At 56.2% G+C, this 13,603-nt stretch carries 18 protein-coding genes; 17 read left to right on the top strand and 1 reads right to left on the bottom strand.

Features of this window, described 5'->3' with window-relative positions:
* Nucleotides 1-166: 166 nt before the first annotated feature.
* Nucleotides 167-889 carry a hypothetical protein gene (locus ACXAH8_RS18710; RefSeq protein WP_170602107.1) on the bottom strand — a complete coding sequence of 241 codons (723 nt, stop codon included), beginning with the start codon at nt 887-889 and terminating at the stop codon, nt 167-169.
* 155 nt (nt 890-1,044) lie between these two features.
* Between ACXAH8_RS18710 and ACXAH8_RS18715 the strand changes: the two genes are divergently transcribed.
* From ACXAH8_RS18715 to ACXAH8_RS18795, 17 genes are all read left to right on the top strand, one after another.
* Entirely contained in the window at nt 1,045-1,401 is a 357-nt protein-coding gene (locus ACXAH8_RS18715; protein ID WP_142638830.1) for a hypothetical protein, read from the top strand.
* Nucleotides 1,402-1,449: 48 nt separating this feature from the next.
* The gene (locus ACXAH8_RS18720; protein ID WP_170417964.1) at nt 1,450-1,863 is read left to right on the top strand and encodes a thermonuclease family protein; all 414 of its coding nucleotides are present in this window, start codon (nt 1,450-1,452) and stop codon (nt 1,861-1,863) included.
* 464 nt (nt 1,864-2,327) lie between these two features.
* Nucleotides 2,328-2,960, top strand: coding sequence for a hypothetical protein (locus tag ACXAH8_RS18725; RefSeq protein WP_170686497.1), 633 nt, complete (start codon nt 2,328-2,330; stop codon nt 2,958-2,960).
* Entirely contained in the window at nt 2,957-3,382 is a 426-nt protein-coding gene (locus tag ACXAH8_RS18730) for a TSCPD domain-containing protein (RefSeq protein ID WP_152460687.1), read from the top strand. The genes ACXAH8_RS18725 and ACXAH8_RS18730 overlap by 4 nt, the downstream gene beginning before the upstream one ends.
* Nucleotides 3,379-4,023 carry a lytic transglycosylase domain-containing protein gene (locus ACXAH8_RS18735; RefSeq protein ID WP_152460686.1) on the top strand — a complete coding sequence of 215 codons (645 nt, stop codon included), beginning with the start codon at nt 3,379-3,381 and terminating at the stop codon, nt 4,021-4,023. Before ACXAH8_RS18730 ends, ACXAH8_RS18735 begins: the two co-directional genes overlap by 4 nt.
* Entirely contained in the window at nt 4,020-4,301 is a 282-nt protein-coding gene (locus tag ACXAH8_RS18740) for an HAD family hydrolase (RefSeq protein ID WP_152460685.1), read from the top strand. Before ACXAH8_RS18735 ends, ACXAH8_RS18740 begins: the two co-directional genes overlap by 4 nt.
* Before the next feature lie 3 nt (nt 4,302-4,304).
* On the top strand, nt 4,305-4,583 hold the full coding sequence (locus ACXAH8_RS18745; RefSeq protein WP_152460684.1) for a VirB3 family type IV secretion system protein: 279 nt from the start codon (nt 4,305-4,307) through the stop codon (nt 4,581-4,583).
* Nucleotides 4,576-6,942: a VirB4 family type IV secretion/conjugal transfer ATPase gene (locus tag ACXAH8_RS18750; RefSeq protein ID WP_170797136.1), complete on the top strand. Its 2,367-nt coding sequence runs from the start codon at nt 4,576-4,578 to the stop codon at nt 6,940-6,942. Before ACXAH8_RS18745 ends, ACXAH8_RS18750 begins: the two co-directional genes overlap by 8 nt.
* Nucleotides 6,939-7,076 carry a hypothetical protein gene (locus ACXAH8_RS18755; protein ID WP_170425207.1) on the top strand — a complete coding sequence of 46 codons (138 nt, stop codon included), beginning with the start codon at nt 6,939-6,941 and terminating at the stop codon, nt 7,074-7,076. The genes ACXAH8_RS18750 and ACXAH8_RS18755 overlap by 4 nt, the downstream gene beginning before the upstream one ends.
* On the top strand, nt 7,076-7,822 hold the full coding sequence (locus ACXAH8_RS18760; protein ID WP_152460682.1) for a type IV secretion system protein: 747 nt from the start codon (nt 7,076-7,078) through the stop codon (nt 7,820-7,822). The genes ACXAH8_RS18755 and ACXAH8_RS18760 overlap by 1 nt, the downstream gene beginning before the upstream one ends.
* Nucleotides 7,819-8,319, top strand: coding sequence for a hypothetical protein (locus ACXAH8_RS18765; protein ID WP_152460681.1), 501 nt, complete (start codon nt 7,819-7,821; stop codon nt 8,317-8,319). Before ACXAH8_RS18760 ends, ACXAH8_RS18765 begins: the two co-directional genes overlap by 4 nt.
* Nucleotides 8,316-9,371: a TrbL/VirB6 family protein gene (locus tag ACXAH8_RS18770; RefSeq protein WP_152460680.1), complete on the top strand. Its 1,056-nt coding sequence runs from the start codon at nt 8,316-8,318 to the stop codon at nt 9,369-9,371. The genes ACXAH8_RS18765 and ACXAH8_RS18770 overlap by 4 nt, the downstream gene beginning before the upstream one ends.
* A 17-nt stretch (nt 9,372-9,388) precedes the next feature.
* Nucleotides 9,389-10,033, top strand: coding sequence for a VirB8 family type IV secretion system protein (locus tag ACXAH8_RS18775; RefSeq protein ID WP_152460679.1), 645 nt, complete (start codon nt 9,389-9,391; stop codon nt 10,031-10,033).
* Nucleotides 10,033-10,848 (top strand): TrbG/VirB9 family P-type conjugative transfer protein, encoded by an 816-nt coding sequence (locus ACXAH8_RS18780; protein ID WP_152460678.1) that lies wholly within the window; start codon nt 10,033-10,035, stop codon nt 10,846-10,848. Before ACXAH8_RS18775 ends, ACXAH8_RS18780 begins: the two co-directional genes overlap by 1 nt.
* Nucleotides 10,848-11,528: a hypothetical protein gene (locus ACXAH8_RS18785; protein ID WP_152460677.1), complete on the top strand. Its 681-nt coding sequence runs from the start codon at nt 10,848-10,850 to the stop codon at nt 11,526-11,528. The genes ACXAH8_RS18780 and ACXAH8_RS18785 overlap by 1 nt, the downstream gene beginning before the upstream one ends.
* Nucleotides 11,529-11,539: 11 nt before the next feature.
* Nucleotides 11,540-12,373: a TraB/TrbI/VirB10 family type IV secretion system protein gene (locus ACXAH8_RS18790; RefSeq protein ID WP_170575215.1), complete on the top strand. Its 834-nt coding sequence runs from the start codon at nt 11,540-11,542 to the stop codon at nt 12,371-12,373.
* Nucleotides 12,374-12,578: 205 nt separating this feature from the next.
* On the top strand, nt 12,579-13,592 hold the full coding sequence (locus ACXAH8_RS18795) for an ATPase, T2SS/T4P/T4SS family (RefSeq protein WP_152460675.1): 1,014 nt from the start codon (nt 12,579-12,581) through the stop codon (nt 13,590-13,592).
* Nucleotides 13,593-13,603: the final 11 nt, after the last annotated feature.

Consider the following 13,603-nt stretch of genomic DNA (forward strand, 5'->3'; position numbering starts at 1 on the left):
TGATCAAACGTGACTTAAGAAGATCCCCGCTGAGGCCCCGCCTTGCGGGGGTTTTTGTTTCTGGGATTAAGTTTTTCCTCCGGGCCAATCGGCCTGGTTTAAAAATGCAGCTGGCGATTTTTGGTGGCATAGCCAGGAGCAACGCGTTGTACCGCAGGTCAGCACCTCAATATCGGATGAGTTCGTAGTCGCTGAACCCGAATGTGTCGGTCCACTCGACGCCAACGCCGCGGAAGTAGCTGGGAGGTTCACAGCGATTGCCCAGTGGCAGCCAGTAAGGGATTGGGGCAGGAGCGCGCTCGGACCAGCGAAAATTCGTATTATCGTCGTAGGTGCCAACCACAAGATCAAGCGAACGCTCGCAATCTCCCTCCCTTGAACGACGGCGATAGCTGTAGTGGCGCACATCCCAAACCCTGATGGATCTCACAACGTCGAAATCGGAAGAAGAAAGATCGACGCTGATCGGGGTGGCTTGGAAACCGTCACCGTATTGGCCGTGATGTGCATCGATCCTTCCTATCGAGATCGCTGCGTCTACCAGTATTGGCTTAGCGGTGTCATCCGATGGAAGCTCTGGAACTGGGCTAGCACTGGTGCGCTTGATGGCTTCCAACCGTTCCATAGGACCCAAGTCCGAGGGGCTGTGTGACGTATTCATCGGACAGCGCCAGAGTTGAAGCGGCGGTTCGACCGGGTAGGGTGTGATGCGCCGAATGAACTCCGCCTTGGCTGCGACGCAATCAGCCGAACTTGGCCAACCCCCGGCGAGGCAAAGGAATATGGCACAGTCAATTGGATAGGCACGAGCCTGCGTGGCTGGCAGTGCAGCGAGTGCAACTGCAAGGGCCTTCGCGCGAGTTCGATTTCCGGATTTTGAGTGTTTCAAGATGGTCTCTCCTGCTTGCGAATCGCCTAAGCAATATCCGGCCAATATATTTCTGACAATCCAATATCGTATATTGGCGGGTTTTCTTATATTGACGTAGATTGTGTTTTAGTCCACAACTTTTGGATGTAGAAGACGGCCCATAGGGGGTCGTCATGGCGGACAACAAGAGACAATACACTGTGGTAACCATCGAGATGGTCCGGGGCCTGAAAGAGGATCAGGTTCCCTTTACATGCCGCTACGAATTTATCGGACTCGCTTCCCTTGGACGACCTAAGTACCACTGCATTTACAGCTCGCCGAACTATGTCGGGGCCTTGTGCAAGTCGAAGATCTCTCGAGCGGGCGCTGAGCCCAGAGAGTTCGATCTTTGGCCGGGCCTCTTCAAGCATCATCAGGAATTTGGTGATGGGCGCATTCTCTGCGTCAAATCAGACTATACGATCGAGTCGATTACCCCAGAGGGTCTCGAAGCAGCTCAGGCCCTGGACGCGAAATCCAAAACCTGATCGGTCACGTTCGAGAACCCGGCTCATCAAAATGCTGGGGCAGGGCGCATGAAACGGCTCTTGTTTCTCAGCGCTGCACTCGCGTCCTTGTTCATTGCTGCAGTTTGGATTGAACCAGCTAGGAAAACAAAGACTCTCGGCGCATCCGAGGTGATTGCCGTTGACGGTGACACGATCGACCATGGTGACGACCGATACCGGCTTATTGGGTTTGATACGCCTGAGACATTCCGGGCTCAGTGCGATGCTGAGAGAGCTTTGGGTCTACGAGCCAAGGACCGGCTGACGGAGCTCATCAACTTCGCGGGCGTAATTGAACTTGAGATTGAGCTGCACTTTGACGTCCACGATCGCTTCTTGGCGCTTGGGCGCGTGTCTGGACAGAACGTCGGGGCCATCCTGATTTCTGAAGGTCTGGCGCGCCCGTACTCGGGTGGCAAGCGCCAGTCCTGGTGCGGCTGAAAGAAAGGATAAAACAACGATTTATGACAGCAGAGAGAAACGACTAAGCAATAAGCAGTCCTGCCGATTGCGCCAACAATCGACAGGACAAGAAACGCCCTTAATCCATCCGGGCATTCCTCCAACATCAAGAGAGAACTGTACTATGGTAAAAACAGTAGTCCGAGATGCCGGTCCTAGATTGGGCAGCACCGCGACAGAGTCAATGGGTGCAAACCTAGACAACGCGTCTGCACCTCCGATCCCTTAGCGCTGTCTGACGATTGAGGCGCGCGGGACATCCGAACGTTCCAGCCAAAACATCTGACTAAGAGATCCGAACCAGACATTGGTCTTTTGCGGCGCCACTGAAGGTTCAGTGCTGTGTCCCAGCACCCGATTCCCCACCGCTCAGATGACCTGAAGTCGACCCCATAATAGTAATTATGTAAAAACTACTGACCTATTTTTTGAAAGGCGGAAAGGTGATCACAGTGGCCTTCGACACTATCGAAAGCAAGATTGATCGGCGCTGGGTGCCTGCCGCCCAGAGCTTCGAGCAAGCCCGTAAGGACATTCTCACCGTTATCCGCCACCTTGCCGGAGAACGGTCAACCATCAAGCGCGGAATGCGCGAATACTGGCTGGAAAGCGATGCCCGCGCCACGGCTTTCGGAATCGCGCTCGAAATGTTCCATGTCCTCAATGATCTTGAGTATGTCCGTGCAAATCGGCTCTACAAAGCCTTGAAGTTGCACGCAGACGTTAACAAGGCGTTGGGTCCGAAAGAGCTGTTCCGCTTTGCTTCACCGGAAAAGGCCGCTGCGCTCATCCAAAGCAGCAGCCGAGCAAACTATGCCAACTCATACGCAACCCTGAAATTCGGTTGCGACCTGTCAGGCACAATCGACGCCGACACCGCGCGCGACGTTCTGAACCGGCATGAAGCCCTTTGGTTCGTTTACCCAAACGCCACCTATCACGTTCACCTGATCCGTGAGGGTGTCTGGCTGGACATCGTTATGCCGCTTGAAGTGGTCGTTGAGCTGCGCCTTGAAGTGGATTTCGCAATGCAAATCCGACAAGCGGAACTTGATGCGCAGGGAGCTTTGTCATGAACAAGCCTGCGCGCAAAGTTCTTCCTGATCGTCGGCTGGCTGAAACACGCCGCGTTGAAACTCCGCAAGGGCACACTGCCTTTGTCACCATCGGGTATGATCCGGCGTCGCCAATCAAACCCCGTGAAGTGTTCTATAGCGGCGGTTTTCGCTCTGGCAGCGACCTCGAATACCATCTGCATGATCTGTGCGTTCTGATTTCGCTGTTGCTGCAGCACGGCGTAGCAGCTTCGTTTCTGTCGCGCTCTATCGCTCGCAAGACTTCGGCCCTTGGTGGCGAAGAATACGCAAGTCTCGCAGGCTGGTTGGTGGATGCTGTCAGCATTCCGCCGTCCTGGACTGATGAGTACGTGGCCGCGACCGGCGACGAACAGAACCCCTCCAATTCCTCGCCAACTCAAGCAAAGGAGAAATCCGAATGATCGCAGCAATGCGGCCCCTTCTGCTCGTCTCCACGGCATTTGTGGCGACCGGCGCAAGCGCCCAGGTCATCGAATACGAGCCGGATGGCAGCGTGTTTCTGAACGGTGCGCGGGCAGAAATCGTCAATGGCGTCGTTCGGCCAATCCGGATGCGTGAGTACACGCTTGACGAAAAACCGGAAGCGCCGAAGGCCAAGCCACAGGAAAAGATCGAGATTGCGGGCAAGGCACCGCGGCCTCGCAGATCCTCGGGCGGCTGGTCGCAGGAGCGGATCGTCAAAGAAATCCACGCAGCGGCGGAACGCCATGACATTCCGGCCGAGTTGTTCATGGCGCTGGTCTGGCAGGAAAGCCGGTATCGGGCTGACGCTCTGTCACCCAAGGGTGCCTATGGCTTCGCACAGCTCATGCCCGGAACGGCGAAAGACCTGGGCGTGAACCCAAAGAACCCTGCAGAAAATCTCGACGGTGGTGCCCGCTATTTGGCGGCGCAGTACCGCGAGTTCGGAACCTGGAAGCTGGCGCTTGCCGCCTACAACGCCGGGCCTCACCGCGTCGTCGAATACGGCGGCGTCCCCCCCTTCACCGAAACCCGCAATTACGTGCGGATCATCCTAAGCAAAGTGAGCACTTCCTCATGAAAAGAACCCACTTCTACCAGCAGATGGCGTTTTTCGCGATCACTGCGTTCATCATCACAGCAGCGCCCGCCTCCGCTGGCTGGCTGCAAGATGCCATTGGCGATTTCATCAACGAAACGCTGGCCGACTCGAAGGTCGTTGGCGTCAGCCTTGCCGCTGTCGGCTTCATCTGGGGCTGTCTCGCCTACGTGTTCGGCTGGGGTTCGCTGAAAGGCCCGGTAATCGCTATCGTCGTCGGCGCTGTTATCGGCCTCGCTGATACATTCATCGGAGGCTGATTGATGCCGCGCCGCAATACGGTCTTTCGCGGCCTGAGCCGCCCCGCAGAATGGGGCGGCTTACCCGTGATCTATCTGCTGGTGATCCTCGGGATGACCATGCTTTCGTTCTTCATGTTCGGGATAGCGCCAGCAATCATTGCGGGTTTTGTTTTCTACACCGGGCTTCGCCTCTTTTACGAATGGGAACCGGCTTTCTTCCGCGTCCTGTCCGTAACCCTTTCCAAAACTCCGCGCACCAAAAACCGCCAGCATCATGGGGGAGATTACTATAGTGCCTAAGCCTGCTGCACAGGATTTGTGGACCCTTGCCCGCTCGTTGATCGAGCCGAGCTGGCGCAAGGATGAAATGAGCCTCTTTCAGATGTTGCCGTATGGCTATGTCGTGGACGATGAGGTCATTTCTACACGCAACGGTGGCCTCATCGCCGCTGCAGAAATCACCGGAATCAACGCAAACACGCTGGACGAAAACGAGTTCGAGTTCCTGGCCGAACGGTTTGAGCGTGTATTGCGCACGACACCCAATGAGGTGGCCTTTTATGTTCATCGACTGACCGTCCCAGCTGAGACTGGTCATGTCATCACAGATCCAACCGGCTTTGCCGGTGCAGTGGCGCAGGCCATGCGCTCAGCGTCCGTCGATGCAGAGCTGAAAGAACGCAAGATCATCATCAGCGCCATTCTGCAAAAGCGGCAGGATGAGCGGGCAAAACAGATGTTCGGCATGTCGTCTGGAACGATAGACGAGGAACGCCGCGAAATGATGGAACAGCTCGACGGTGTGTTCACAACACTGGCGGGCACGCTGGGCGAGGCCCGTATGCGCCGGCTGAAGCTCAGCGAGGGGCGTTGGCTCGGCTATTATGGAATGCTGTTGAACGGTCGGTATCAGCCGATCATTCACACGAACATTGCAGAACCCATCGCCTTCAACATGCCGCAAGAGGATGTGCTGTTTCAGGGCAAGCGCGGCAAACTGGTCACGGGCGACGATCAGGAACGCTCCATCCGTGTCTATTCCCTGAAGAATTACCCGATGGCTTCGTTCCCCGGCATTTTCGACGGGCTAGACCTGCCGGTTGATGTCGTGATTTCGCAATCCTTCCTGCCGATCAGCCGCGCCCAGGCGCAGGAAATGGAACGCCGCAAGTCGGGACAAATGCGCTCGGCAGGCGACAAGGCAAAGTCGCTTGAAGAGGATTTGTCCATTCTGGCGGACGGCATTGCCTCCGGCACCATGTCACTCGGCAAGCACCACCTGTCGATCTGCGTGTTTGGGAACGAGGAAGATCTGAAAACCGCCGAAAAACACATCATCGGTGAAATCCAGATTTCGGGTGGCACGGTGAAGCGCGAAGCGATGTCGGCCCGTGCCGTGTACTTCGCACAGCACCCCGGCAATTTCGCGTTCCGCGCCCGTGAAGAACTGATCACGGACCAGAACTTTGCGGATATGGTTGCGTTCCACATGCGCCCCAAAGGGTTGGATGCGGAAAAGCTACCTTGGCCGGGGCCATTGGCGACTTTCCCGACGACACACGGGGACAGCTACGATGTTTCGCTGCACCTTCCCAAGACCAGTAACGACCCTGAAAACCTGCCCTCCGGGCATACGATCGTTCTTGGACCGAACGGCTCGGGTAAAACTGTGATCGCGATGCTGCTGGCAACAATGGCGGTTGCACAGGGCGCGCGGATCATCGCTTTTGACAAAGACCGGGCAATGGAGGCTCCAATGCGGGCGCTCGGTGCGCAGTACATCCGCGTCCGAGTTGGTGAGCCAACCGGCATGAACCCTTTTCAGACCGAGACGGATGAGGCTGGGCAAAGCTGGCTCGCCAATTGGGTCATTGCCCTGTTGAGCTATGACGAACCACTGACCACCGATCAGAAGGATGAAATCACAAGGGCTTGCCAAGCCAATGCCACTTTGCCGCCTGCGCTTCAGAACTTCGATTCACTGGTGGAACGGTTCAGAGCCTTTGACGATGACAAGAACCTGTACAAGCGTGCAAGTGAATGGGCGGGCGAAGGCCGCTTGTCCTGGATGTTTGGCGAGGGTGGCTCAGATCCGTTTGCTGCTGGCGACCGTCATCTTGTGTTCGATATTTCTGAGGTTCTGGATGACGAATTGGTGCGGCTGGCATGGATCAGCTACGTCATGCGCCAGATTGAACGCCGCTGCGCCACCAAGATACCCACTGTCTTTGTGATTGATGAAGCATGGGTAATTGCTGGCAACCCTTATGGCGCTGGCATCCTCATAAATGCCTACACCACGTATCGGAAGCTGAACGTCATGATGATGATGATGACGCAGATCCCCGATCACCTCCTGTCGTCAGCGGCAAGTAAGTCGATCCTGGAAAACACCAGCACGCAACTCTTGTTCCCCTCTCGATCCGGCAATGAAGCAGACTACCGGGCAATCGGCTTGAACGATTCAGAGCTGGGCGCGCTGAGGGCGCATTTTGGCGACCGCGTAATGCTCATGAAGAAAGGTGATGAGAGTGTTTGGCTCGATGTCGATGTCGGCGCGCTCGGCCCGCTTCTTCGTGTTCTGAGCGGATCAGACGGAAAATCGTTCCCTGATCCTGACTGGCGAAAAAACCCCAACTTCTGGAAGGAAATCACATGAAAGCCCGCCTTGTCATCACCCTTGTAGTTCTGGCCGCTGTCTCGGCCTGCACCAGCACCTATTCGGGCTATCGCAGCAAATGCGCCTGTGACTTTGAGCGCATGACCTCCCCTGAAAACTTGGAGTTTGTCTGATGGATATTTCAAAGAAATTCCGCACAACCATTGCTGTTTCGGTTCTGGCCGCCCTGCCAGTTATGACGGCAGCCCAAGGTGTTCCGACCATCGACGCCACGGCCATTGCACAGGACGCAGCCAATTCGGCCCGCGAAGTCGCGGAAATGGTCCGCCAATACGAACAGCTGATGCAACAATATGAGAAGCTCGAGCAGCAGAGGGCACTGCTCGAAAACTCCCTCAAAACCATCAGTGGTCTGACGGATCTGGACCAGTTCAACAGCCGCAGCTTTCTGAAACTGGCAACGGCAGCTGACACGCTTGGATACGCCTTGAACGCGACCGAAGATACGATTGGCGATCTTCCAGGCGTCGCCGGACTCGCGATGGAACGCCGATCAATCAGCCTGGGGCTGAACAATGGAATCCTTAAAGAATTCAGTACGTCAGACGTGCCAGCCCGGCGCATTCTCTCGGAGCGAGGTGGCGCTGGCTTGATGGCATCGGCCTTGGGTGAGAATGGCTATGACATGGCCGGTCAGCTCTCCGAAGATGCAGAAAAGCTGCGCGGTGAAATCGGTCAGCAAGAAGATCTGAAGGATGCAATCGACTACAACACGGCGGTTCTCCTTAAACTCCTTCAGGTTGAAATTGAAATCTTACGCGCAACCTCGGCTAATGCTCTGGCGTCGGGCACGGATCTGGCTGCAACCGCTGCCGATCTTTCGACACTCAGCAACTATGTACGAGGAACCTCACAATGAAACTCCGCTCAACTCTCATCCTGACCATTGCAGCCGCCGCCGTTATGTCGGGGGCTGCATCGGCACAGGTGAAGCTGCGCCCATCACCCAAGGTCGATATGCCGTTCGGTGAATATCGTAAGTGCCTTGGGTACTCGGGTGCGCGTGAGTACGGTCGTCAATTCGTCAAAAACGATCAAGCGCGCATGGCCGAAGCGGGCCAATCCGCAGACAAGCAGCCTCTTGTGACCAACTGGTCGGTGGTGATCCTGAATGAACAGGTCATCGCTGCGCACGAGGCCACCATCGAGCAATGCATTCTGCGCAAATCTGGCGAGACCTTCAGCACCGAATGTCCGCTGGGCGGTTTAAGCCGTGAGGACGCCGCCCAAAAGGTCGGAGCTGACCAAGACGAGTTTTGGACCCAACCGTCCGACAATCTTGCCGCGCTGAAAAAAGAGCAACGGACCCGTCTGGAAGCTCTGCGCCCTGCAATTGAGGAGGCTTGTGGGCCGTGATCCAAGATTTCGTCAGCTCGATTGAGGCTGCGCTAAATAACTTCTCGCAGCAAGCATACAACAGCCTGGCGGCGGATCTAGCATCCGCCCTCTGGGCAATAGCCGCGCTGATCTTCGTGGCAATGCTGATCAACGGTGTGCTTCAAATCCGAGAAATCGGGTTTGGTGGCTATGTCGGCTGGATCATTCGGGCGACGATCATCATTGGTATGGCTTCTAGCTGGAGCTTCTTTCAACCCATTTATCAGGGCATTTCGAGCCTCCCAGACACGATTGCCGGAGAACTGACCGGCACAACAAATGTCTGGGAAGCACTCGATGACATTGCGCTTCAGTGTTTCTTGATGGGCCAGCAGGCTATTGAAAACGCAACCTGGGGTCTGAGCATCACCGGGGCTATTCTCTGGGTTGTTGGGGCTGTCATCGTTGCTTTTGGCACCGGCATGGCGCTGATCGCAAAAGGCGGTCTAGCGGTCCTGCTGGGTCTAGCGCCTGTTTTCATCGCAACGCTGCTCAGCTCGGCAACAGCCAATATCTTCGCAGCCTGGGCGAAAACGACTGTTGGCCTGATCATGGTCATCGTCGTTCTGACAGGCATCGTTTCTCTTATTCAGGCCCTTTTCAGCTCCGAACTGACCGCTGTTGAGGATGTGAACAATATGGAGGCCAGTGGCCGGTTTTTGGCGATCTGCATTGTTTCAATCGTGATGCTCACGCAGATCCCGTCGCTCGCGGGCGGGATGTCGGGTGCAATCGTTTCGGCATCCTCGGGTCTTGCCGTGGCAACTGGTGCTGCAGCAGCCGCAAGAAGTGCATTGGGCACTGCAAGCGACGGCGCAAGGGGTGCAGTAGCCGGTGGGAAAACTGCCGCTGCTATGGCTTCCGCAGCACGTGACGGGACTGGCGTTCGTGACAGCGCGTCTCGCGCAATGCAAGCGCGTCGGGACATAGCGCACAGAGCCCGAAATCAGGATGGGGCAGCTCGTCAGAGCTACGCCGCTGACCGTTACCGGCAGAGCATTCGACAAGCTCGCGCCAATAAATCTTCATAAATCGAGGTACAGAGCAAATGTCACACGTGACAGATCACGAAAAAGAACTCTTTCTGGGCGCACGCCGCGATGCCTTCAAATGGCAGGTATTCGGCATGGTCGGCATGGCAATGGGCGTGGCCTCTATGATTGGCTGGGCGATGCTCCTTCCCCTGAAGGAAATCCGCGCGGTGCCATTCTCCATTGATCCGGACACGAAACTGCCGGTCCTGCTGACTGAAAAAGTCGAAGAACTGGAACCTTCTGAGGCGATGGCCTTCCGTGAAGTCGCAAATTATGTGCGCGACCGGGAAACCTATGATGTCCAGGACAACAACGAGCGCCTGAAATCGGTGCTGCGTCGTTCTGATGAGCTGGCCGAAACGTCCTACCGCGAACTGTGGGACGGTTCGAACGACAACCATCCTGACGAAATCTATACGCCCAAGACAAAGGTGCAGACCGAAATTCTGGGCGTCTCGCCGGTCAACGATGAGACGGTGCAGGTCGAGATCCGCAAGTCCCTGATCGTGCCAAACCAAGCAACGGCCTCAGCCCGCTACGTGGTCACTGTGACCTACGGGTTTGAGGAAAAAATCGTGACGTCGATGGATGAGCTTCTGGAAAATCCGTTCGGCTTCGTCGTCACCAACTACCGCGTAGACGCCATAGGGAAGGTCTGATGCAGCGTTCTTTCAAAACACTCACCGCCACCGCCGCAGCAGTTTTGGCATTCTCTACGCCTCTGCTCGCTGAAATCACACCGACGCCAGACGGAAAGAATGCGGATCATCGCATCACGCATTTCCATTACGTCGAGAACCAGGTGTACCGCATCACTGTAGGTGAACGCCTGATTACCTATGTTCACTTTCCGCAGGGCGAGACCGTCCGCAGCATTGGCGCGGGCGACACTGAGAGTTTTCAGATCACCCGCCTGCAGGAAGGTCGCGTTATTGCGTTCAAGCCAGAAATCCTGAACTCGGATTCAAACCTGACCGTCCTGACCAATCGCGGGACATACAACTTCTATCTGGTTCCGGCCGAGAGCGCCGCCGAACGCAAACGTGTTCCATTTCGGGTCACGTTCTACAACAAAAACAACAGCGGCGGGACCACAACGCGTCGCGGCACAGTCGCTCGGAGCGAGCCGAAGCCAACTGGCCGGTTTGTGAACCAGAACTATTCGCGCTCGGGCAAAGCGGACTTTGCGCCCACCGCCGTGTGGGATGATGGCGTTCACACCTATATGCAAATCCCGCAGGATGCGGAGTTGCCGGGGATTTTCCGTGTCCTGCCTGATGGCCGCGAGCTGATGGTGAACACCACAGTCAAAGAGCGCGGCATTATCCAGGTGCAGGGCCTTTCCGACCTTTGGACACTGCGCATCGAAGACACTTCGATCTGTGTACGAAACGATGGCGACGCGTTTCAGCAGGCGAGTGCAACGGGCAGGCCCGTTACTTCACAGACAGTTAAACCGGGGGGCAGCAAGTAATGGATCGCAATCAGACAATTGCGGCACGGGCGGCGGCTGAACAGCCGTCGCAACGTGTCCGGAAGAAGTTCGACCCAAAGAAGCTGATAACCGTTGCGATCGCAGGAGCGGTGTTCCTGGGCTTTGTATGGTTTGTCATGGGCCATGAAAACAAAAGCACGAACACGGGTGTCCGCGTTGACGCTTTGCAACAAGGTGGTGGCGAGCGATACGGGCTTTTGACCGCACGGGGACCAGAGGCCGATGAGCCGGAACCAGAGGCTTTGCCCGAGGAAATTGAGGTGGCAACACCGGCAACAGTGCCGCAGGTCGATTCCGAAGGGCTGAAACAAGCCTTGAAAACTATCGAGCAACAGAACGGTCGGATTTCCGATCTGCAAGACGAGCTGACGGACGCCAAAGTTTCGCTGTCCGAAAAAGACGGTGAAATCGCAACGCTGAACCTGACCAATGAACGCCTTCAGGTCAGATATGATGAGCGAGAGAAGAAGTTCCAGACGGAACTTGCCCAGGCCATCGCAGATGCGGAGGCCCGGGCACTTGCCAGCGTAAGCCACCTTCAGGCGCAAGGTCTGACCGATGACGAGCGGCGCAGACTCGAAGAACTGAAGAAGATGCGCCAGCGGCAGAACCAGTCGGACGGCATTGTGTTCGATGAAAACCCATACGGCAGAAACTGATGGAGCTGACGATGAACAGAACAGCACTCACCCTCGCCCTGGTCACGTTGGCCTCAAGCGCGATGGCACAGGACGCACCCGGTCAAAACTACCAGCCGATCAATGGTGGATCGCAGCCGGTCATTTTCCAACCCTTCCCTGCAGCGCCGCAGCCGGTTCAAGTCCAGCCAGACGACACCCGCCTGCCTGAAGATCAACGCGGCTATCAGGAAAACCAAAACACGACATGGCAAAACAATCTGGTCGAAGAATATCCCCCCATCGTCGGGGCCTCGATCATTGACGATCCGTCGCGCACCCTGACGCAAGGCACGGTTTTGTCGGCTGTGTTCGGTGGCGCGGTCAGCTCGGAGTTGCCCGGCAGTGTCGTGGCGACGATTACACGTGGCGTCTACTCGATGGACGGCACGCGTTTGCTTCTGCCGCGCGGATCGAAGCTCTTTGGCGAGTATCGAGCGGACACGACATTGGCGCAAACGCGCATCATGATCGTTTGGAGCCGTGTCATCACGCCTGACGGCCTGTCAACTCAGGTCGGATCGGCTGGTACGGACGGTCAAGGCCGGACTGGTGCGACCGGCAGGGTGAACACACACTTTGGGAAACGGTTCGGAACTGCAGCGCTGTTGTCCATCATCGGCATTGCGCCGGTGGCACTGGTCTCTGACAACGATAGCAACAACTCGGTTCGCACTGATCTGGCAACGCAAGTGGGGTCTAACCTGCAGAACGCTACGGCAGCGGCGCTTGATGAATACCTGCGCATTACTCCGACAGTCTTTGTCGATCAGGGCAGTCGCATCAACGCCATCCTGCAGCGCGACGTTGTGTTCGATAGCTTCTGAGCGCGAGCCAATGAGCCGACCGCCTCAGCAGTCTTTCCGGCCGCTGCCAGCATGATCGAGTGCGGTAGCGGCCTTTTTTGAAGCAAATTCAGCGCTTTTTGGAAGCAATGAATCTTATGTGGATGCCTTCGTGTTCGAGGCAAAGCCGAGATGCAGCGAAGGCAACCTCCAGTGTTCAAAAAAGTGCTCTACCAAGGACAAGAACATGAGCGGGCGGAACGGCAATAGCCTTCTGGAATACTATACAGGCAAGATCGAGCATCTGTTGCACGATGAAAGCCTGAGCGAAATTTCTGTGAATCCTGACGGATCGGTCTGGGTCGAAGAAATGGGCACAACACACATGACCAGGACAGACATTACTCTGAACAGAGATGATGTGGAAAACATCGGGCGCTGCGTGGCCGGATTCAGCGATGTGACATTCGGAGAAAAGAAGCCGATTGCGACGGCCAACGTGCCGACACAGCAGGGTAAAGCGCGGGTGCAGGTTGTGATTCCGCCAGCAACAACCGGCGTGGGGTCCGTGGCGATCCGCCTGCTCCGCGTGAAAACCGTCGATCTGGGCGCGTTCAGCTTCGCCAGCAAAGAGGCGGCGTTGGCAGAAAACAATGATCACAGCGCGCTTGAAAAGGCTCGGGCTGCTCTCGCTGCCGGAACAATGAACTTTGACGAGCTGGCCGACCTTGCGATGCTAAGCAAATGGAACGTGATCATTGCCGGGGGCACCTCGTCTGGCAAAACCACTGTTCTCAATGCAATGCTGAAGCGCGTCGATCCTGGCGAACGGATCGTGACGATTGAAGAAGTGGCCGAGCTGGACATCGAGCAACCCAATTCTGTCGATCTACTTGCTGACCGTTCCGAAGAAGATGGCCCTCGATCACCAACAAAGCTGCTGGAATCGGCGCTGAGGTTACGGCCTGACCGCCTCGTCTGCGGTGAAATTCGGGGCGACGACGCAAATATGTTCCTGGAACTGGTGAACACCGGCCACGATGGTTCTGTTTGTACCATGCACGCCAACTCACCAGTAGATGCCATTGGACGTATGAGCAAGATGGTGCGTCGCGGATCTCCGACCGTTCAAAAGTCAGAAGTGGTCGATGACATCCGGGCCACCATTCACATGATCGTTCACATGAAGAAAATCGGTGACGAACGGAAGGTCAACGGAGTGATCTTCCCACCCCTGATGACCGCTGATCAACTTATCTGAAGGAGAAATAG

Source organism: Ruegeria sp. ABV3_008 (assembly GCF_056161185.1).

Bases quoted from the DNA above. Each gene is read 5' to 3' on its own strand.
- ACXAH8_RS18765 (WP_152460681.1), top strand. From the start codon at position 7,819: ATGAAACTCCGCTCAACTCTCATCCTGACCATTGCAGCCGCCGCCGTT.
- ACXAH8_RS18785 (WP_152460677.1), top strand. From the start codon at position 10,848: ATGGATCGCAATCAGACAATTGCGGCACGGGCGGCGGCTGAACAGCCG.
- ACXAH8_RS18795 (WP_152460675.1), top strand. From the start codon at position 12,579: ATGAGCGGGCGGAACGGCAATAGCCTTCTGGAATACTATACAGGCAAG.
- ACXAH8_RS18760 (WP_152460682.1), top strand. From the start codon at position 7,076: ATGGATATTTCAAAGAAATTCCGCACAACCATTGCTGTTTCGGTTCTG.
- ACXAH8_RS18715 (WP_142638830.1), top strand. From the start codon at position 1,045: ATGGCGGACAACAAGAGACAATACACTGTGGTAACCATCGAGATGGTC.
- ACXAH8_RS18740 (WP_152460685.1), top strand. From the start codon at position 4,020: ATGAAAAGAACCCACTTCTACCAGCAGATGGCGTTTTTCGCGATCACT.
- ACXAH8_RS18790 (WP_170575215.1), top strand. From the start codon at position 11,540: ATGAACAGAACAGCACTCACCCTCGCCCTGGTCACGTTGGCCTCAAGC.
- ACXAH8_RS18745 (WP_152460684.1), top strand. From the start codon at position 4,305: ATGCCGCGCCGCAATACGGTCTTTCGCGGCCTGAGCCGCCCCGCAGAA.
- ACXAH8_RS18780 (WP_152460678.1), top strand. From the start codon at position 10,033: ATGCAGCGTTCTTTCAAAACACTCACCGCCACCGCCGCAGCAGTTTTG.
- ACXAH8_RS18755 (WP_170425207.1), top strand. From the start codon at position 6,939: ATGAAAGCCCGCCTTGTCATCACCCTTGTAGTTCTGGCCGCTGTCTCG.
- ACXAH8_RS18775 (WP_152460679.1), top strand. From the start codon at position 9,389: ATGTCACACGTGACAGATCACGAAAAAGAACTCTTTCTGGGCGCACGC.
- ACXAH8_RS18720 (WP_170417964.1), top strand. From the start codon at position 1,450: ATGAAACGGCTCTTGTTTCTCAGCGCTGCACTCGCGTCCTTGTTCATT.
- ACXAH8_RS18735 (WP_152460686.1), top strand. From the start codon at position 3,379: ATGATCGCAGCAATGCGGCCCCTTCTGCTCGTCTCCACGGCATTTGTG.
- ACXAH8_RS18730 (WP_152460687.1), top strand. From the start codon at position 2,957: ATGAACAAGCCTGCGCGCAAAGTTCTTCCTGATCGTCGGCTGGCTGAA.